The 19556-nt window shown below is 48.6% G+C and carries 15 protein-coding genes; 14 read left to right on the top strand and 1 reads right to left on the bottom strand.

The window, feature by feature from the left end; genetic code table 11:
• The first annotated feature begins 29 nt into the window (after window positions 1-29).
• The 11 genes from BLV33_RS10310 (at window position 30) to BLV33_RS10260 (ending at window position 14620) form a co-directional block, all read left to right on the top strand.
• Window positions 30-755, top strand: coding sequence for a 2-phosphosulfolactate phosphatase (locus BLV33_RS10310; protein ID WP_090790707.1), 726 nt, complete (start codon window positions 30-32; stop codon window positions 753-755).
• Window positions 745-2211: an alkaline phosphatase family protein gene (locus BLV33_RS10305; protein WP_090790705.1), complete on the top strand. Its 1467-nt coding sequence runs from the start codon at window positions 745-747 to the stop codon at window positions 2209-2211. Before BLV33_RS10310 ends, BLV33_RS10305 begins: the two co-directional genes overlap by 11 nt.
• A gap of 450 nt (window positions 2212-2661) precedes the next feature.
• The gene (locus BLV33_RS10300; protein ID WP_090790703.1) at window positions 2662-3567 is read left to right on the top strand and encodes an acetamidase/formamidase family protein; all 906 of its coding nucleotides are present in this window, start codon (window positions 2662-2664) and stop codon (window positions 3565-3567) included.
• A 540-nt stretch (window positions 3568-4107) separates the two neighbouring features.
• Window positions 4108-5907: a S9 family peptidase gene (locus BLV33_RS10295; protein ID WP_090790701.1), complete on the top strand. Its 1800-nt coding sequence runs from the start codon at window positions 4108-4110 to the stop codon at window positions 5905-5907.
• 48 nt (window positions 5908-5955) lie between these two features.
• Window positions 5956-6918, top strand: a complete 963-nt coding sequence (locus BLV33_RS10290; protein ID WP_090790698.1) for an ABC transporter ATP-binding protein — start codon at window positions 5956-5958, stop codon at window positions 6916-6918.
• Between the two features lie 22 nt (window positions 6919-6940).
• Entirely contained in the window at window positions 6941-7897 is a 957-nt protein-coding gene (locus BLV33_RS10285) for an ABC transporter ATP-binding protein (protein WP_090790696.1), read from the top strand.
• A gap of 35 nt (window positions 7898-7932) precedes the next feature.
• Window positions 7933-9597: a peptide-binding protein gene (locus tag BLV33_RS10280; RefSeq protein WP_090790694.1), complete on the top strand. Its 1665-nt coding sequence runs from the start codon at window positions 7933-7935 to the stop codon at window positions 9595-9597.
• Between the two features lie 18 nt (window positions 9598-9615).
• Entirely contained in the window at window positions 9616-10587 is a 972-nt protein-coding gene (locus tag BLV33_RS10275) for an ABC transporter permease (protein WP_090790691.1), read from the top strand.
• A gap of 5 nt (window positions 10588-10592) precedes the next feature.
• A complete protein-coding gene (opp4C, locus tag BLV33_RS10270; RefSeq protein ID WP_090798841.1) occupies window positions 10593-11465 on the top strand; it encodes an oligopeptide ABC transporter permease in 873 nt (290 codons plus the stop codon).
• Between the two features lie 30 nt (window positions 11466-11495).
• The gene (gene pepF, locus BLV33_RS10265) at window positions 11496-13301 is read left to right on the top strand and encodes an oligoendopeptidase F (RefSeq protein WP_090790689.1); all 1806 of its coding nucleotides are present in this window, start codon (window positions 11496-11498) and stop codon (window positions 13299-13301) included.
• Between the two features lie 44 nt (window positions 13302-13345).
• On the top strand, window positions 13346-14620 hold the full coding sequence (locus BLV33_RS10260; RefSeq protein WP_090790686.1) for a M20/M25/M40 family metallo-hydrolase: 1275 nt from the start codon (window positions 13346-13348) through the stop codon (window positions 14618-14620).
• 146 nt (window positions 14621-14766) lie between these two features.
• Here the strand turns inward: BLV33_RS10260 and BLV33_RS10255 are convergent, their stop codons facing one another.
• Window positions 14767-15996, bottom strand: coding sequence for an IS701 family transposase (locus BLV33_RS10255; RefSeq protein ID WP_090788734.1), 1230 nt, complete (start codon window positions 15994-15996; stop codon window positions 14767-14769).
• Window positions 15997-16187: 191 nt separating this feature from the next.
• Between BLV33_RS10255 and ltaE the strand changes: the two genes are divergently transcribed.
• From ltaE to BLV33_RS10240, 3 genes are all read left to right on the top strand, one after another.
• A complete protein-coding gene (ltaE, locus tag BLV33_RS10250; RefSeq protein ID WP_090790684.1) occupies window positions 16188-17237 on the top strand; it encodes a low-specificity L-threonine aldolase in 1050 nt (349 codons plus the stop codon).
• A 63-nt stretch (window positions 17238-17300) separates the two neighbouring features.
• Window positions 17301-18119 (top strand): SDR family NAD(P)-dependent oxidoreductase, encoded by an 819-nt coding sequence (locus BLV33_RS10245; RefSeq protein WP_090790682.1) that lies wholly within the window; start codon window positions 17301-17303, stop codon window positions 18117-18119.
• An 18-nt stretch (window positions 18120-18137) separates the two neighbouring features.
• Window positions 18138-19541 carry an amidase gene (locus BLV33_RS10240; RefSeq protein WP_090790679.1) on the top strand — a complete coding sequence of 468 codons (1404 nt, stop codon included), beginning with the start codon at window positions 18138-18140 and terminating at the stop codon, window positions 19539-19541.
• Window positions 19542-19556 lie beyond the last annotated feature (15 nt).

Below are 19556 nucleotides of genomic sequence, written 5' to 3'. Positions count from 1 at the left end.
GGATCCACAGGGAAGGATATCATAAGTTTATGGAAATCAATATCTACCATTTCGTCGAAGGGGCGCAGCAGGCGAAAGGCTTAACGGTCATCATCGACGTGTTTCGAGCCTTCTCGGTCGCATGCTATGTAACGGACAACGGCGTTAAAGATCTGTTTCCGGTGGGAAGCATGGAGACGGCTTACGAGCTGAAACGGGAAAACCCCGATTATATTTTGATGGGAGAAAGGGGAGGCCTCATTCAACCCGGCTTCGATTACGGCAACTCCCCCTCCACCGTGAAATCCGTCGATTTTGCCGGAAAAACCGTAGTGCATACGACAAGTGCGGGTACACAAGGAATTGTCAATGCCGTTCACGCCGATGAAATTATAACGGGAAGTTTTGTCAACGCACAGGCCATCATCGATTACATCCGTGCGAAAAATCCGGATCACGTGTCCCTGGTGTGTATGGGCTGGGATGCTGTGGAAGAGGCGGATGAAGATACATTATTCGCCATCTATGTGAAGAACGCCTTGGAAGGGAAACCTAACGATTACGAAGCCATCCTCCATTTTATGCGCCATGAAAGCAAGACCGGTAAATTTCTCGACGTTCGCGACGGAGCTTCCGCTCCGCCTGAAGACTTTGAATTGTGTTTAAGCTTGGACCGCTTCCCATTCGTATTAAAAGCGGAGCCGTTCGGAGATTCTCTGGTTAAGCTTCATAAAGTAGAGGTATTATCGCAAGGAGGGCAACCACATGGTGTCTAAAGCTGAGAGCCATTCAGCGAACCGTCGTGTGCTGATTATCGGGACGGACGGCTTGCGACCGGACAGTGTCGACCTTGAGCTTATGCCGACTTATGCGAAGCTGATGGAAAGCGGTACGTTGTTCACCTCTTTTCATGCCGCATATCCGTCGGAAACAAGGGTCAGTATGACAACCTTGACGACTGGGGTTTATCCCGGACGTCATGGCGTTGTCAGCAATTTGAAATACGTGCCTGGCTTCGGTGAAGACGGATTTGTTCAAACCGGAAACGACAAGCACCTGTTGTCTTACAGCCAGATGAAGTCAGAGCCGTTCATTCTGCGTCCGACCTTGGGCGATCGTCTGCACGAGCATGGAACATGTCTCGCTGTTGCTGCTTCTAGCTCGCCAGGTGCATCGCTCTTGTGGAACTTGAATCACCCTGAACTGGTCGTGAATCCGTCCTCCTGGTATGGAGTTGGTGAGCTTGAACAGCTGCATACCCAATTGGGCGGCGTTCCCGAAGAACAAAGCAAAGTGAAGAAGGAGCGCGCACTTTGGGCTACACGGGCGCTGACCGATATTCATTTGAAAAACCCGAATAATCAAGTCATGGTGTTATGGTTGTCCGAGCCTGACATGAGCCAGCATGACTATGGAATCGGGTCCCCGGAAAACAAAGAAGCACTGCAATTGGTCGACTATTGTGTGTCTGAGGTGCTCAAAGCCATCGAAGAACAAGGCCTGGGCGAACAGCTGAACATCTTGCTGATAAGCGATCATGGGCATTCCACGGTGCAAGCGCAGGGCTCTCTTCAAGGACATCTGCAAACAGCCATCGAGGCATTGGGACTGCAGTCCGGCTTTATCACAACTGGCAATTACTTGCATGCTCCCGAAGGGAAAGAGCCGTCGGATCAGGATGTCGCCGCCATTGTCGAATGGCTGCAGGCTCAAGAATGGTGCAGTCTAGTGTTTGCAGGACCTTCGAAATATCAGGATTTGCCGGGCGTGCTGCCGCTTGAGCATCTGCTCGGACCAATCAAGCACAGCCGCGCTCCGCTTCTTGCGATCCAACCGAAATGGGATAGCGAATTGAATGAATTCGGCGTACCCGGTATGATTCAGGCGCTCACTTCTTCACCGATTCGTTCCACGCACGGCACAATGAGTCCTTACGATATACATTGCTTTTGTTTGGGCGTCGGCGGCAGCTTCAAGCAAGGCCACGTTTCTGACATACCCTGCGGCATCGTCGATATCGCACCGACGGTGTGCCATTTGATCGGTCTTCGTACGGAATCAGGCTTCGACGGCAGAGTGCTTGCCGAAGCATTCCGGCCGGAGCTGACAGAGGATCTTAAGGAGCATGAAGTTTCGGAAGTTTCGAAAATTAGAGTGGACAACGGTCCTAAAGACTCACAAGGCTTAACTGTGATTAACGTTAACGGGACAGCATACATTTCAGGTTGTTAAAACAAAGATGAACTTTCCAAATTTTTGGAAGGTCAGATCGTCGAGAAAGTCTCAACGGTCTTTCTATTTTTCTGGAAGGATGTTTTTCAGCCTTCCAGCATTCTGGAAAACGAAAATCGACGCTGGAAAGATGTTTTCCATCGTTCCAGCGACCGAATATGGTCCAGCAAGCCTTTTATTGGCTCTGGAAGATTGTTTTTCAGTCTTCCAGCATTCTGAAAAAAGAAATCCCGTGCTGGAAAGATGTTTTTCATCCTTCCAGCGACTCTCTCTCTTGAAGAGTTGGGTTACTCGACAATCTGAACCTTCCAAATTTTTGGAATGTTTTTTTATTTGGATGATAGTAATGGATTTCAGAAGACTATTTTAAATAAGCATGATTTTTTAAGTGCTAATTCATAGGAACTTCGTTTATACTGGAATAAAAAGATTTTAGGAGGAGGATGAATAATGACAGTACACCATTTTCAACCCGAAATTTACTACAACACAATAGGTGGACATCAACCCGTGCTTAAAATTGCCGATGGGGATACCGTCGTGACAAACACAGTTGATGCAAGAGGCTGGGATCACAGTGGGGAAAGCGTGGCCGGACGAGGCAATCCGATGACAGGGCCATTCTATGTGGAAGGCGCACAGCCTGGAGATACGCTTGCTATTCAGCTAGAGTCGATGACCCCCAACCGGGGCTGGGGTTGGACGTCCAGCGTATTAGCGCCGAACGTCGTCGATCCCACGGCTGCCGCTGCTTTACCGCCATCCGAAATAACTCGGTGGTCTGTTCAGGAAGATTTGGTTTTTCTGGAGAAGCCCACTTCCGGTCTGGTCAATTTGAAGCTGAAGGCAAGTCCATTTCTGGGATGCTTTGGGGTGGCGCCTTCCAGGGGACAGGCCATTTCAACGGCTACGAGCGGTGTATACGGCGGAAATATGGACTATAAAGGACTTGTATCCGGTGTTACTGTCTATTTTCCGGTTTTATCGGAAGGAGCGCTTTTTCATCTTGGGGATGGGCATGCCGTTCAAGGCTGCGGGGAAATTGTGGGTACCGGTGTGGAAATTTCCTTGGATGTCCGTTTCACGGTTCGGGTGCTGAAAGGAAAAACAATCGGGTGGCCGAGAGGCGAATCCGAAACACATTTGTTTTGCATCGGCAACGCCAGGCCGCTGGACCAAGCGCTGCAGCATGCAACGACGGAAATGCTGTCTTTGCTTAAGGAAGATTACGGCTTAACGGATTCGGAAGCAAGCCTCCTTATGGGCCAGGCTGTTGAGTACGAGGTAGCTAATGTATTCAATCCCGCATACAGCGTCGTGTGTAAAGTTCCAAAAGCCGTATTATCCATGTTATAAAAGAAGAAGGAAATTAGACCAACAACTATGCCATGGACGATAAGTTCCATGGCTTTTTTCTCTCCGATTGATTGGATTGTGTGAAAAAGTATCTAGACATGTAAAAATTATGCATGTAATATGGAATAAAATGTGACATTTTACTGTTGTACATAGAGTTATAAATTCAAGAATAGGTTACCCTGAAAACCAATTAACACATTTCCACTAATATTATTGTACTCAAAACGTGTAAGAACAACGAAAATATAATAATTGGCACGAATATTGCTCGAATTAATTATCAAATTTTTATGTAAACAAAATTGCCATTGAATGTCCATTTATGATGGAGTTGGAACTGAAGCAATGAAGAATTCATACTCCCGCGCCTTCACTTGGGCTATGTCATCCGAATTAAAGTCAGAATATTCATTAAACTATGAGTCGATGCAAAAATAAAGTTGATCTTCTCCAAAGCCTATAAAACAGGATTTCCTGAGTATTGGCATGAAAATTGCTTGATCTTTATATAATTCTTTTCAAAAGGAGGGAAAACAGATGACAATTAGAGACGTGACAGAAATAATTCATTCTTTTAAAGCTTATCTTGACATTGGCTCCGCCTATTCTCCGAAGGTTGTTCCGCACAAGGAACAGGTAACATTCTTATCGAAAAAAACCGGAATTCCTCAGCTTTGGTACTGGGATGCAGCCGAATCTCGCAGTGAACAATTCAACGTTATGCCCGACTCGGTGATGGATGTCAGTCATTCTCCAAACGGAGATAAAATCGTCATCGGCATGGACTACAAGGGAAACGAAAAGCAGCAGCTTTATCTGATCGATAATGAAACTCGAGCGGTTGAAGAATTGATGATAGCCCCGGAGTATTTTCATTACTTGGGAGGTTGGTCCCCCTGCGGGAAGAAAATTGCCTGGTCCAGCAATCGCAGGAATCCCGCATATTTCGATGTGTTCGTGCAAGATGTAGAGACAAAACAAACCGAAGTCGTCTACCGGTTCGAAGGCAGATGCGATCCCGAACGCTGGCTGCCGGACGGCAACAGCCTGCTGATCAAATGTCGGGAAGGCAGTCATTTGCAAAGGTTATATGTTCTGGATTTGAATTCCGGCGGTACGACAAGGATCGGGTTTGAAGCTCTGAGCCGTTATGAGTCCGTGCAGATAGTGAAGGATGGAAGCTTGGGGTATTTATTGTCCGACGCTGCGGAGAACACAATGGCTTTATATCGTTTTACTTTGAGGTGTGAGCTGACCAAACTGGCGCATTTCCCCAAATGGGATATCGAGGAAGCCAAGCTGTCTCCCGACGAAACCACGATCGCTTATACGGTTAACGAAGGCGGTATTTCAATCCTTCACATATACGACGTGACAACCGGACAATCCGATGTAATCGCAGAAATTCCGCAAGGCGTGATCGACTCGATCGCATGGTTTAATGAAAGGCAGCTGATTTTCACTCTGAAGAGTCCAGTTTTACCGGGGGATATATTCCGCTACGGCGTGGAAACCCATTCCCTGGAAAGGCTTACTCATTTCGGCCGGACAGAAGGAGATGATCCGTCTTGGCGAGAGCCGGAATTGCGCACCTTTTCTTCGTTTGACGGGCTCAAGGTTCCTTATTTTTATTATAAGCAGGAAGCGAAGAAATCGCCTGCTGTTGTCTATGTGCATGGCGGTCCCGAATCGCAAGCCAAATATGAATTCAATGCGGTCGTTCAGTACTTGGCCGGACAAGGTTTTGCCGTATTCGTACCCAACGTTCGGGGAAGCTCAGGGTACGGCAATGAATATATGAACTTGGATAACGGAAGAAAAAGACTGGACTCCGTTGCAGATCTGGCCTGGCTGGTCAAAGACATAGCCGGAATCGATGCTGTGGATAGCGAGAAAATCGGTATTATCGGCAGAAGCTATGGCGGATTCATGGTGCTCGCTGCGTTGACCCAATATCCCGATTTGTGGGCGGCAGGCGTAGACATTGTCGGCATTTCGCATTTCCGCACGTTTCTGGAAAATACCGGACTTTGGCGCAGGAAGCTAAGGGAGATGGAGTACGGCACTTTGGCGGACGATTCGGACTTCTTTGAAGAGATCGCTCCATTGAATCTGTCTCATAACATTAAAGCTCCCTTGCTAATCTTTCATGGTAGAAACGATACTCGCGTGCCGGTTAGCGAATCCGAACAGATGTATGCAGATATGATAGCAAGAGGGCAGCAAGCTGAGTTGATTGTCTTCGACGACGAGGGGCATAAGACAGAAAAGCTCGAGAATCACATCCTGATGAACGAGAAAGTCGCGCAATTTTTTCGGCAGCATTTGGAGCTTTAAGCTTTAATATTAGGACTCGGCGAATCTCCATAAAGTGAAGGTGAGCACATGGCTGAAGCGATCTTGGAAGTAAAAGATCTCAAAACGGTAATTAGAGACAAACAGAAGGTAACAACCATAGTAGACGTCATCAACTTCGAGATTGGGCCAAAAGAAGTAGTGGCGCTGGTTGGCGAATCGGGCTGCGGCAAGAGTATGACGTCGCTGTCCATCATGCAGCTATTGCCTAAAACGGGGGAAATCTCCAAAGGTGAAATCCGGTTTCGGGGGCGTAATCTGGTCGGACTCAATTACCGGGAAATGTCGCAGATCCGCGGACGGCAAATCGCGATGATCTTTCAGGAGCCAATGACCTCGCTGAACCCGGTGCTGACGATCGGCTTGCAGTTGACCGAATCGATCGTCCGTCATTTGAAAGTTTCGAAAACTGAGGCAGTCACCATTGCGGACGAATGGCTTCGCCGGGTCGGATTCCCCGAGCCGAAGCGAATTCGGAAGGAATTCCCGCATCGATTGTCCGGCGGCATGCGGCAGCGGATCATGCTGGCCATGGCCATGTCATGCAAGCCGGATTTGCTCATCGCCGACGAGCCGACGACCGCGCTTGATGTGACGATTCAAGCCCAGGTACTCGATCTGATTCGGCAATTGCTGAGAGAATCCGATATGTCCGTTCTCTTTATTACGCATGACCTCGGAGTGGTGGCCGAGATGGCGACCCGTGTGATCGTCATGTATGCCGGACAGATTGTGGAAACTACCGACGTTCGGACATTGTTCACATCGCCGATTCATCCGTATACGAAGGGCTTGCTGAACTCTACCCCGCGTATGCATGGAAAGATTGAGAAGCTAAGCCCGATCTCAGGTACGGTACCTCCTGCCGGACACTATCCGGAAGGCTGCCGATTCATGGATCGCTGTCCGATGGCAACGGCGGAATGCCGCGAGAAAGTGCCAGAGCTTAGGGAATATCGCCCCGGCCATAAAGTCCGCTGCATTCTTGTATAGCTAGTAAAGGGGGATAATCGGCTTGACCACTCCACTTCTGGAAGTAAAAGGACTCAAAAAGTATTTTCCGATCGACCAAAGCTTCAAGAAGGGCTCCATCAAGGCCGTCGACGAAGTGAACTTCATCGTACGCGAAGGAGAAACGCTGGGAATCGTAGGCGAATCGGGCTGCGGGAAATCGACGCTGGGTCGATTGATTTTACGGCTCTTGGATCCAACCGCAGGCGAAATCCTCTTTAACGGAGTCTCCATAGGTTCGATGAGCCAGCGCGAGCTTCGGCCTTTTCGGAAAAACCTGCAGTGTGTTTTTCAGGATCCATTCGCCTCGCTTAACCCGAGGATTTCAGTTGGGAACGCTATCGCCGAACCGATGATTGTTCAAGAAGGAATGAACCGTTCAGAGGCCATGCGGCAAGCGGAAGAATTGCTGGAAAAAGTAGGCCTCAGCAGAAATGTCGTCCGATTGTATCCTCACGAGTTTTCCGGAGGTCAAAGACAGCGTATTGCCATCGCCAGGGCGATCTCCTTAAAGCCGAAGCTCATTGTGGCGGATGAAGCCGTATCCGCTTTGGATGTATCCATTCAGGCCCAAATCGTCAATCTGCTCGGCGATTTGCAGAAGGAATCGAAAGTTTCCTACATGTTCATCTCCCACAACCTAAGCGTTGTGCGAAACATTTCAGACCGCGTAGCGGTGATGTATTTAGGACGTATCGTAGAGACTGCGAGCAGGGACCAGCTGTTCGAAAATCCGAAACATCCGTATACCCAGGCGCTTCTGTCCTCCGTGCCAGAGCCTGACGTTGACCTCAAGCGGGAACGGATGGTGCTGCGAGGCGAAGTGCCGAGTGCAGCCAATCCGCCTGCGGGTTGCCCATTTCATCCGCGCTGTCCGCATGCCGTTGATCGCTGCTCAATCGAAAGGCCTGCTTTTAAGGAAACAGAAGCTGGGCATTATGCCTCGTGCCATTTCGTTTAAAAATTCAGGAAAAATGAGAGGGGAACAGAAAAAAAATGCCGTACAAACCGTATCGAAAATTTGCTTCCATCGTGATTGCGTCCATGATGGGTGCCATCGTCATTTTAGCCGGCTGCACAGGGGCGGGGGGCAACACCGCTCAAAAAGAGTCGTCCGCACCATCCGCCGGGACAACCTCTTCTAAAAAGGATAAGGTCGACGGCGGCGAAATCATCGTCTCCAACACGACCGAACATCAGGGTTGGATGAAGCTCTGGACTACGTCGCAAGTATCGACTGAGATACAGGAGCTCGTATTCAACGGCTTGTACAAATTAACTGATCTTCAAGACATAGAGCCGGATCTGGCGGATGGCATGCCTCAGGTTTCTTCCGATTCTAAGGAATTAACAGTTAAAATCCGCAAAGGCATCACTTTCTCCGACGGCCATCCGCTAACAGCTGACGACGTCGTATTCAGTTACAACATTCCCATTAGCAAGGATTATGTCGGCTTGCGCAAAAGTGTCTTCGAGCAGCTGCAAAAAATCGAGAAAGTGGATGATACAACTGTCAAGTTTACGTTTAAAGAGCCATTCGCTGGATATTACGGTATGTTGGCCTATGCGGTAGTGCCACAGCATGTGCTGAAAGACGTGCCGATCAAAGAGATAGAAAAGTCGCCGTTCTACAAGCAGTCGCCTGTTGGCTCCGGACCCTATAAGCTAGTGGAGTGGAAGGATGGGCAATACTTGACTTTCGTCCGCAACGAAACGTACTTCAAAGGCAAGCCTTCGATTGAAAAAGTCACCATTAAAGTGATTCCAAGCTCTAACGTTGCGATGGCGCAGCTGCAAACCGGAGAAATTAACGTCAATCTCGTTACCGGCGAAAACATTGCAGCGATCAAGGAATTCGCACAAAAATCGGGGAAAATCAAGCTGAAGGAAAGCATTCCCACCACCTCCTACACGGCTATTGCCTGGAATAACAATCACCCGATTTTCAAGGACAAATTAGTTCGCCAAGCGATCACTACGGCTATTGATCGTCAAGGCATCATCAGCAACGTCATCGAGGGGCAGGGAGTGATTGTTAACAGCCAGACTCCTCCGCCATTTTGGAATTATACAGACAAAGTGCCGAAGTTCGATTATAACGAGGCGAAGGCGAAGCAAATGCTTGCCGATGCCGGTTGGAAGCCTGGAAGCGATGGAGTTTTGGTGAAAGACGGGAAGCCCTTAGCATTCGAACTGTTGGTCAGCCAAGCAAGCGTTGAGCGCCAGAAAATCGCAACGGTGATTCAGCAAAATCTGAAAAAAGTCGGAATTACCGTTACACCACGTGTGATGGAGAATACCGCTTACTCACAAAACGTCCGCAGCAGCAAATATGAAGCAACTGTTTATGGTTGGAATCGAAACGGCGACCCGAACCCTAAAGGTACATGGCATACCTCCTCAAATTGCGCAGGCTGTAACAATCATGCTAACTATAGCAATCCGGAAGTTGATAAGCTGATCGACGAAGACTTAAGATTATTAGACATCAACAAACGGAAAGAAACGCTTGCTAAAATCGATTCGTTGATCGCCGAGGATCAAGGGTATTCGTTCCTGTACTCACCTACGGATACAATGGCCTATCCGGTCAAACTGGAAGGTATGAATCCGAAAAAATCCAACCTGAAAGATATCGAAAATTGGTATTTTACAAAATAATGAAGGTTGTGACCAACGATGGCTAACTACGCGCTGCGGCGTTTTCTGAACGCCATCCCGATTTTGTTTGGCATCACGATCATCTCGTTTTTCATTATCCACTTGGCTCCGGGAAGCCCGCTCTCCCATCTTCTGGATGATCCGACCATCACGGCCGCCGACAAGGAAAATATGATGAAAGCCTACGGGTTGGATCAACCGCTCCTTATTCAGTACTGGAATTGGGTCAGCGGCATGGTGCGAGGGGATTTCGGAACTTCATTTATCAAGCATGAACCGGTTAACCAAATGATTGTGAACCGGCTTCCGTTTACGCTGCTCCTCACGGTGTCTGCTTTCCTTTCAGCTATAATCATTGCGGTTCCACTCGGAGTACTTTGCGCGGTGAAAGTCAACTCCCGATTGGATCAGATCGTATCGGCCATCACGTTTGTAGGGATTTCCACACCCGCCTTTTGGCTTGGCTTGCTGCTCATTTTGCTCTTCTCCGTAAAATTTGGGTGGCTGCCGTCCGGAGGATTGTTGACGATTAACGCTCCGTTCAGCTTGCCGGATCGAATCATTCATCTCATTATGCCGGTGTGCGTGATGGCGTCGCACGAAGTCGCGTTTTGGCTGAGATATGTCCGCTCCAGCATGCTGGAGGTCATCAACCAGGATTACGTGCGGACGGCGAAGGCAAAAGGATTAATGAATGGAAGGGTGCTTATGCTGCATGGCTTGAGAAATGCCTTGATCCCGCTGGCCACCTTGTTAGGTCTGTCTCTGCCGACGTTTTTCGCAGGAGCCTTGATCACGGAATCGATTTTCAGTATTCCCGGGATGGGTCGGCTGTTTATCGAGGCGGCATTCCAACGGGATTATCCGGTTATTTTCGGAATCACGACGATCGGTGCCTTCTTGCATGTGTTCGGCAATCTATTAGCTGACTTGTTGTACGCCGTTCTGGATCCTCGAGTTAGCTTTAATAAAAAGGAAGTAAAGGTGTGAGGGCGATGGATGTAGTTGTTTCCAACAAAGTGCTGCAGACGGCCTTGCCCAAAAACCGGGCGTGGGAACGGTTCAAGCAGAACAAGACGGCGCTGATCAGCTTGTTCATCATAGTGGGGCTTATCGTGCTTGCACTGCTAGCGCCCTGGATCGCTCCATTCGATCCGACGGAGCAGAATCTGCTAAATAAGCTGAAGCCGCCGAGTAAGGGGCATTGGTTCGGAACCGACGATTTGGGGCGGGATTTACTCAGCCGTGTTCTATATGGCGCACGGATATCCTTGTCCGTCGGGATCTTCGCTGTTCTGTTCAATGTTATAATCGGGATAACGGTTGGTTCTATAGCCGGCTTTTATGGCGGTAAAATTGACGGATTATTGATGCGGTTTACGGACGTTATGCTGTCATTTCCGCAGCAATTTGTCCTGATCGCCGTTGTCACCATATTAAAGCCAAGTCTCTTCAATATTATCATGGTGTTAATCGTCTTCGGGTGGATGGCCAAAGCGAGGCTATTGCGAGGCCAAATCCTTACCGTGAAAAACCGTGAGTACGTGGATGCGGCTCGAACTATCGGGATGTCCGATTTTCGAATTATTTTTCGGCATATACTGCCGAACGCTTTGGCTCCGGTCATCGTCTCAGCCACCCTGCAGATGGGCGGCTTGATATTGACGGAATCGACTTTAAGCTTTCTTGGACTCGGGATTCAACCCCCTACGGCGAGCTGGGGAAATCTGCTCCAATCCGCGCAGAGCTTGACGATCATGACCAAAGCGCCTTGGTGTCCATTCATTCCGGGCTTCATGATTTTCTTGACGATCATGTGCTTCAACTTTATCGGCGACGGGCTGCGAAGCGCTTTCGATTCACGTTAATTGCGTAAACCTATTGGAGGTAAAGAAACGATGAGAGAGAGAAGTTCGCGAGACCAGGTCATGACGGAGCAACAATGGAACCTTGATGATTTGTTTCCGAATATCGAGGCATGGGAAGCGGAATTGCAGAGTATTCAAGAGCTGGTTCCTTCCGTGCTAAACTATAAGGATAAACTACATGAAGGAGCGGACAAAGTGCTTGCCTGTTTGGAAGCGGAAGAAGCCATTCACATTCGTATCCAGCAGACAGCGACTTATGCGCGCTTACGGCTTTCCGAAGATGGAACGAATCCGATTCACCAAGCCAATTCGGCGCGAGTGGGTGATGTCGTCTCGGAAGTAAGTGCGGCGCTTTCGTTTATTCGATCGGAGCTGCTGGCTTTACCGGACGGAACGATTGAAAGCTATTTGGTGGAAAAGCCTGGCTTGGCGGCATTTCGGAAGAGTTTAACGGATTTGCTTGAAACAAAACCGCACCGGCTGAATCCGGACACGGAAGCTGTCCTGGCATCACTCGGTGAAGTGTTGGAAGCGCCGCAAACGATTTACCTGCGAAGCAAGCTGGCGGACATGTCTTTTTCTCCTGCGGAGGATGGAAAAGGCACGAAATGGCCTGTTTCGTTCGCATTATACGAAGCGGACTATGCGCTGTCATCGGACACAATCCTTCGTCGTGCCGCCTATCAATCGTTTGCACGGACGTTAGAGGCGTACAAGAATACATTTGCAGCTGTTTATGCTACAGAAGTGAAGAAGCAAATTGTGATGTCGCGACTGCGGGGTTATGAATCGGTTACCCATATGCTGCTTCAGCCTCAACAGGTTACCATAGAGATGCATCGCAATGTTCTGGATATTATACGTACGGAGCTGGCCCCTCATATGCGCCGGTTTGCGAAGCTCAAGCAGCGGGAGCTAGGCCTTAAGCAAATGCTGTTTTGCGATTTGCACACTCCTCTTGATCCCGAGTTCAGCCCGCCGATTTCCTTTGAGAAGGCGGGTAGCATCATTATGGACGCCTTGAAGGTGCTGGGTCCGGAGTATTCGGCAATCGTGGAACAAGCACTGGCAGAAAGATGGGTTGACTATGCGGACAACATCGGGAAATCAACAGGTGCGTTTTGTGCCACTCCGTATGGATCACACTCTTACATTCTGATCACCTGGTCGGGCAATATGCGCAGTGCATTTACATTGGCGCATGAGGTAGGACACGCCGGACATCTTATGCTTGCCTCGCGTAATCAGCGGTATACGAATTTTAGACCTACCATGTTTTTCATCGAAGCGCCTTCGACCATGAACGAGCTCCTTCTGGCACAATATCTGACGGAACAATCCGACGATCTTCGTCTGAAGCGTTGGGTCATCCTTCAACTCATGAATACTTATTATCACAACTTCGTAACCCATTTGCTCGAAGGAGATATGCAGAGCAGGGTATATGCGGCAGCTGAGGCGGATGAACCGCTTACCGCCCAAAAGCTTTCCTTGTTGAAAGGTCAAGTGCTTTCGGAGTTTTGGGGAGATGCCGTGGAATTAGATCCGGGGGCCAGCTTGACGTGGATGCGTCAGCCGCACTATTATAAAGGACTTTATCCGTACACATACGCTGCTGGTTTAACAGCCTCTACAGCAGCAGCATCTATCATCCGCAAGGAAGGGCAGCCGGCGGTCGATCGTTGGCTTGAAGCGCTTAAGGCAGGAGGCAGTATGCGGCCGCTTGATCTTATGAAGTTAGTTGGTGTCGATATGTCGCAGCAGCAGCCAATTCGGAGCGCTGTCGCTTATGTCGGTTCCTTGGTTGACGAATTGGAAAAGCTTTTCGCTGGATAAGGCTATTGGTTGAGGTGAAACATCATTTTAAGGAGGCATTAAGAATGAGTATCGACAATGAGCGTGTGAAGAATGAAACAGCTTATTTCATCTCCAACGATGTGAAGAAAGTATATGAGAATCTCCTAACCGATACACATGTAATAGCAGGATTGGAATTTATAAAATCGGACAACGATGCTACAATGGCAGATCAGATTGCCATTACAGAAATTCCGGCTCCTCCTTTTAAAGAACACGTTCGTGCGCAATATTACAAAAAACGTTTGGAAGATTTAGGCTTAAAGGATATCCGGACAGATCAGGAAGGGAATGTTTTCGGAGTCCGTCCGGGGACAGGGAACGGACCTAAACTATTTGTTTGCGCCCATCTGGATACTGTCTTTCCTGAAGGTACGGATACGACGGTTAGAAAGGAAGACGGGAAGTACATTGGACCGGGGATCGCTGATGACTGCAGAGGCCTGACGACTGTTCTTGCGCTTGCCAGAGCATTAAATAAAGCCAATATTCAAACCAAGGGCGACATTGTATTCGGCGGTGTTGTAGGAGAGGAAGGATTGGGAGATTTACGGGGAACAAAGGCGATTTTCAGAGAGCAGCTCGACTTAGATGGATTTATATCCGTTGAGCCAGGGAACCCTTCCCGCACGACTTATTTGGGAACAGGTTCCCGCAGGTACAGTATTACTTATAAGGGGCCAGGGGGCCACAGCTACGGAGCCTTCGGACTTCCAAGCGCGATTCATGCTCTGGGAAGGGCGATTGCTAAAATATCTGAACTGAACGTGCCAGAGGAGCCAAAAATAACGTTTACCGTTGGAACGATAAGCGGCGGCACTTCCGTTAATACCATTGCCGCCGAGGCTGCAATGCTGCTCGATATGCGTTCTACTTCGCCGGAAGAATTACTGAAGCTGGAGGAGAAAGTAATAACCTTTTTAAAAGAAGCAGCAAAAGAAGAGAATGAGCATTGGAAAAACGATGCGATTCAAGTGGATATTAAACTCGTAGGAGATCGCCCTGCAGGGTTCCAATCGGCAGAAGCTATTATTGTTCAAGCTGCTTTGGCATCAACTGAAGCCCTTGGTTTTAAACCGCTGCTCGGCGAACCAAGCAGTACGGATTCCAATGTGCCCATTAGTTTAGGAGTTCCAGCGGTCACCTTGGGTGGAGGCGGCTCAAACGGAGGAAGTCATACGATAGATGAATGGTTTGATCCGACAGATGCATATTACGGAGTGCAAAAAATATTTCTGACCATGATTGGGCTCGTAGGGGTAGAAAACATGATGGAGCCTCTATTGCAAAAGAAGTGACGAAAAAAGGGATGAAGTTCGTCCGTATGTTACAATAATTATCGAGATGAACTTGATTTGCTTTAATTAAATAACTTGAGTCTTGCGATTTCCAACGAAACTTTCGAAAATGGGCAGACTTGTAGCATGACGGGAAACTCGCTTGCTCAGGCAGGTATCTTGAGATGCTTAAGGATGTCGAATAGGGGCTTTTTCTCTAGGGCTTGTTGATACACGTATACGATGATCTGCCCGAAATACTCTTGCCGGATTCTGTACACCACATCTCCAAGCGTAAGATGCTTGTCGCTCTTCATCCAGTCCTGACGCTGAGATTCCAGAAAGTTCTGCGTCAGATACTGAATGGTCCAAAACCGTTGAATGCCTGCAAATGAGAGCAACTGATAGTGGTCAAAGCCCAGCAGTTCTTTGAAATAGCGATAGCCGGTTTCGATGTTCCATCGTACGTGATAATAGCGTTGGATCGTGACGAGATCCAAGCTTAAATCCGTACACAGGAGACAAACCTGAGGTTTGCTCGAATCGGCATATTCATCTTTCCAAGACAGCAGAGCTTTGACGTTTTCCATTTCGCTTAATGGTCCTTCATATTCATAAACCCAGTACGTTCCCTGACTTTCCACCGTAACGGAGCGGAGGTCAGACTTGCGAAGATACTGGACAGCGAAATCAACCATGGAGATCGTTATACCGCTGACGCAGATCAGTCGATTCGTCTTTACAGCGGCGATGACATGAAAACCCTTGAGGTTACAGGCATTAATGACCTTCTCACTGGTGTACCAGCTATCCATCAGAACGTAAACTTGTTCGTCTTTCGAAGCCGGGAATGCTTCAATCATTTCAAGAGCGAGATCGTTCTTGCTTTTGAATGATAAGCGGTGCTCCTCGCAATATTCTTCACGGTAATAGGGACGAAAATCCCAAGCATAGGAACTGCCTTCGCTTACAATGTGAGCAGTGACAACGCAGTGGCACCAGACTGATTTTCCGGCTTCGTGTGAGTATTGAAAGCTGAGGGCTTCCATTTTCTTCGTCGAGGTTTCCTTCTTACAGCAAGTATCATCCACGATGAAGAATACAAGTTGTCGAGTGTCACCGCTCTTTGCTCGTTTATCGCGAATCTTATCCATTATGAATTGCATGCGTCGGCGCTGCATGCGATTAACGCACCATGGCGAATGATTCAAAAAATTCGTGACATTACTGAGGTGACGATCTCCTCGGGCAGCTTGCTGAATTTGTGTCATATTTTTACGGCCGGCACAAAGAATGATGCCGTGAATGAGGGTAAACAGATGACCAAGCTGTGGTTTAGAAAATTCCAGCTTCAAGGCTAAAATGAACTTGACGATAGGCAAGTAGAGGGATACCATGAGATTGGGACATCTCCTTTTCTTGGAAATTGTAGTTGTGGTAAACGACAATTTCTCTATCCAAAGGCGATGTCCTTCTTCTGTTTATGGATTCGACGAAGCTTCTAAATTTCTACCCTAAATCTGCGGTCATCGACGGCAATATTTTCGCAACACTCAAGTAAATAAGAAGATATCGGAGGAATTCAGTCATGAAAATAATTGATTTGCGAAGCGATACGGTTACAAAGCCTACCCAAGAGATGCTGGAAGAAATGATCCACGCGGAGGTAGGGGACGATGTTTACGGTGAAGATCCGACCGTTAATCAACTTGAGACCTTGGCGGCCCGGATGTTGGGAAAAGAAAGTGCTCTATTTGTCACTTCCGGTACACAGGGCAATCAACTAGCGGTTTTAAGCCATACCCAGCGGGGGGATGAGGTCATCGTTGAACGCTCCTCCCATATATACTACTTTGAGGTAGGGGGTATGTCCGCTTTATCCGGGGTTCAACCGGCTCCCATTGCCGGGATCAAAGGAATGATGGACATCGATGAGATCGAAAAGACAATCCGGGTGGAAAATATTCATTATCCGCGAACCGGCTTGATATGTTTGGAAAATACGCATAATCGCGGTGGAGGGACCGTCATTTCTTTAGACTACACAAAGAAGGTTTGCGAACTCGCGAAAGCTCACGAAATCAAGACCCATTTGGATGGAGCTCGGCTCTTTAATGCAAGCGTCGCTCTGGGAATTCCCGTATCCGAACTCGCTTCACCGTTTGATTCGGTTCAAATTTGCTTGAGCAAGGGACTTTCGGCGCCTGTAGGCTCGATCCTGGCCGGGAATCAACGATTTATCAAATCCGCGAGAAAATACAGAAAAATGTTAGGCGGAGGTATGAGACAAGCCGGCGTCATTGCGGCGGCCGGAATCGTCGCGTTGACCAAGATGGCGGATCGGCTTCAAGATGACCATACGAATGCACGCAGCTTGGCTCTAGGGTTATCAAAGCTGCCGGGCTTATTTATCGATATGGATTCCGTTCAGACAAATATGGTGTACGGGGTCATCGTCGAGCCTGATCTGACTGCAAGGCAGTTAGCCGATTCACTCGAAAAACAGTATATTCGCATCCATGTCATCGACTCCAAAACATTCCGGCTTGTAACCCATAAAGATATTGATTCGAATGATATCCCCATCGTGGTCGACTGCATGCAGCAGTTTTTTGCCAGAATTTCGGCAACATCGTAATTTGATAGATTGTGGGTTTTCTAACGGAGACAACGGCCTTTTATCAAGTTTGGGAGGTTTGCTATGTTCGAGAGTGCTAATGGAAGACCATGGATAGGCTTTAAGGACAAGGTCGTCATTGTAACCGGGGCTGGCCATGGCTTTGGCAAAGCGATCTGCAAGGAATTTGCGAGAAATGGTGCTTCCGTATTCGGAACCGATCTGAGTGAAGAAGAATTGACCCAGACGAAAAGGGACATCGAAGAGCTCATCCAGGAGCATCGAACAGGCGGGAACATCGAGGTGAGCGCTTGCGATTTGACCGATTCGAACGAAGTAAAGCGGCTCGTAGACAAGACGGTACAGACATTTCAGGGTCTGCATATTCTGGTGAACAACGCGGGCGGCGTTGTCGGACAAGCGCATCAACCCGTTGAACAGGTAACGGATGAACAGTGGGATCGGGTAGTGGACATCAATTTAAAAGCGGTATTCTATATGATTCGTGCTGTTGCTCCGATTATGAAGGATCAGAGGTACGGCCGCATTGTCAATATTTCCAGCGGCGCCGGCCGAAGCTTCAGCTTAACCGGCATCCAGGCTTATGCCAGCGGCAAGGCAGGTCAAATCGGATTGACCCGACAGATGGCCCGAGAGCTTGGGGCATATGGGATTACGGTGAACAACGTGGCGCCCGGTTTTGTGCTGTCGAATCCATCTACTGTGAAGCAGTGGGAAACGATGCAGGAAGACAAGCAGAATCGGCTGCTGGATGCCATCTCGCTGCATCGTTTGGGCGAACCGGAAGAAATCGCTTATCCCGTTCTTTTCTTCGCATCTGACTATGCAAGCTACATAAGCGGGCAAATCATTTCAGCCGATGGCGGGAATCACATGTTTTAAGTAAAGGAGGTTAAATGGTTGAGAGAGATCTTATTTTCATCCATTTCTGAAGTCGCGTCACTTTACCGGGCAAAACAAATATCCCCCGTTGAACTGCTGCAAACCTTGTTTCAAACAGCGGAAGAGCTGGAGCCGTACTTGAATGCCTTTATCTCTTTTTTGCGTGAACCTGCGACGCAAGCGGCAAAACGGGCGGAAGACTCTTTTTTGCGGGGAGAGACGGTCCCGTTGCTGACAGGGATTCCAATTTCCGTCAAAGATTTGATCTATACGAAAGGAATCAAAACGACCTGCGGTTCGAGAATTTTACATGATTTTGTACCGGATCATTCAGCAACGATTGTTGAAAAATTGGAGCAGAATGGCGCCGTTATGTTCGGTAAAACCAATTTGCTGGAATTTGCCTATGGCGTAGTCCATCCCGATTACGGCCAATGCAACAACCCGTGGGATGTGGGCCGCACGGCTGGCGGTTCAAGCAGCGGTTCGTCGGCTGCTGTCGCTGCCGGATTGGGCTTTGCTTCCATTGGCACCGATACCGGCGGATCCATTCGAATCCCCGCATCGTACTGCGGCGCAGTTGGCGTGAAACCAACGTATGGACTTATCAGCACATACGGGGTATTTCCACTTTCCTGGTCACTTGATCACGCAGGACCGATTACGCGTTCCGTTGAAGATGCGGCCATCGTGCTGGATGCGATCGCAGGATACGATTCACGTGACCGTTATTCTCACTCCGATGCCGGATCGCACGGGTCATTTTGCAGCCATTTGAATGAAGATTGCAAAGGAAATCGGATCGGATATTTGCCGATCAGCCTTTTGCATGGCGTGGAGAAAGAAGTCCTTGACATTTATCAACAAGCTTTGCATCTGCTGCAGGAGTTAGGCATGGAACTGATGGAGGTCACGATTCCAGGCTATGAACGGTTTGAAGATATCCTGATGAACGTCTTGCTGCCGGAAGCTTCTGTGATTCATCACAAATGGATGGATCGGGGAGACGAATATGCCCCGCATACCTACCGACAGATTGAGGAAGGAACCAGACATACCGCAGTCCGGTATTTGGAAGCGCTGCGGGAGCAGGAATCGTTTCGCCGTGAGCTCCAGAGGTCGCTTGAGGTAATGGATGCTTTGATAACCCCCAGCGTTGCGTTTCCGGCTCCAAAAGAAGATCCGTTGATTGGAGACCATGAAGTGGACGAGATGACATACAGCGGCCCCTTCAATGTATCGGGTCATCCGGCCATTACCGTCAACGGCGGGTTTACCTCCTCATTGCTTCCTGTCGGTATTCAGTTTGTCGGCCGCCATTTCTGTGAAGCCAGGCTGCTTGGTATTGCCCATGTATTTGAACGTGCATTAGGATTAAATAGACGGCCGGATTTGAAATTTATGGGATTGAAACAAGGATGACCCCACAAATATAAA

Origin of the sequence: Paenibacillus sp. GP183 (assembly GCF_900104695.1) — a bacterium.
Lineage (GTDB): Bacteria > Bacillota > Bacilli > Paenibacillales > NBRC-103111 > Paenibacillus_AI.
The sequence above is the reverse complement of the archived record's forward strand: the minus strand, read 5'-3'. Positions and strand labels throughout refer to the sequence as shown.

Excerpts from the sequence above, each read along its gene's own strand:
- BLV33_RS10310 (WP_090790707.1), top strand. The coding sequence starts at position 30 with ATGGAAATCAATATCTACCATTTCGTCGAAGGGGCGCAGCAGGCGAAA.
- BLV33_RS10305 (WP_090790705.1), top strand. The coding sequence starts at position 745 with ATGGTGTCTAAAGCTGAGAGCCATTCAGCGAACCGTCGTGTGCTGATT.
- BLV33_RS10300 (WP_090790703.1), top strand. The coding sequence starts at position 2,662 with ATGACAGTACACCATTTTCAACCCGAAATTTACTACAACACAATAGGT.
- BLV33_RS10295 (WP_090790701.1), top strand. The coding sequence starts at position 4,108 with ATGACAATTAGAGACGTGACAGAAATAATTCATTCTTTTAAAGCTTAT.
- BLV33_RS10290 (WP_090790698.1), top strand. The coding sequence starts at position 5,956 with ATGGCTGAAGCGATCTTGGAAGTAAAAGATCTCAAAACGGTAATTAGA.
- BLV33_RS10280 (WP_090790694.1), top strand. The coding sequence starts at position 7,933 with ATGCCGTACAAACCGTATCGAAAATTTGCTTCCATCGTGATTGCGTCC.
- BLV33_RS10275 (WP_090790691.1), top strand. The coding sequence starts at position 9,616 with ATGGCTAACTACGCGCTGCGGCGTTTTCTGAACGCCATCCCGATTTTG.
- opp4C (WP_090798841.1), top strand. The coding sequence starts at position 10,593 with ATGGATGTAGTTGTTTCCAACAAAGTGCTGCAGACGGCCTTGCCCAAA.
- pepF (WP_090790689.1), top strand. The coding sequence starts at position 11,496 with ATGAGAGAGAGAAGTTCGCGAGACCAGGTCATGACGGAGCAACAATGG.
- BLV33_RS10260 (WP_090790686.1), top strand. The coding sequence starts at position 13,346 with ATGAGTATCGACAATGAGCGTGTGAAGAATGAAACAGCTTATTTCATC.
- BLV33_RS10255 (WP_090788734.1), bottom strand. The coding sequence starts at position 15,996 with ATGGTATCCCTCTACTTGCCTATCGTCAAGTTCATTTTAGCCTTGAAG.
- ltaE (WP_090790684.1), top strand. The coding sequence starts at position 16,188 with ATGAAAATAATTGATTTGCGAAGCGATACGGTTACAAAGCCTACCCAA.
- BLV33_RS10245 (WP_090790682.1), top strand. The coding sequence starts at position 17,301 with ATGTTCGAGAGTGCTAATGGAAGACCATGGATAGGCTTTAAGGACAAG.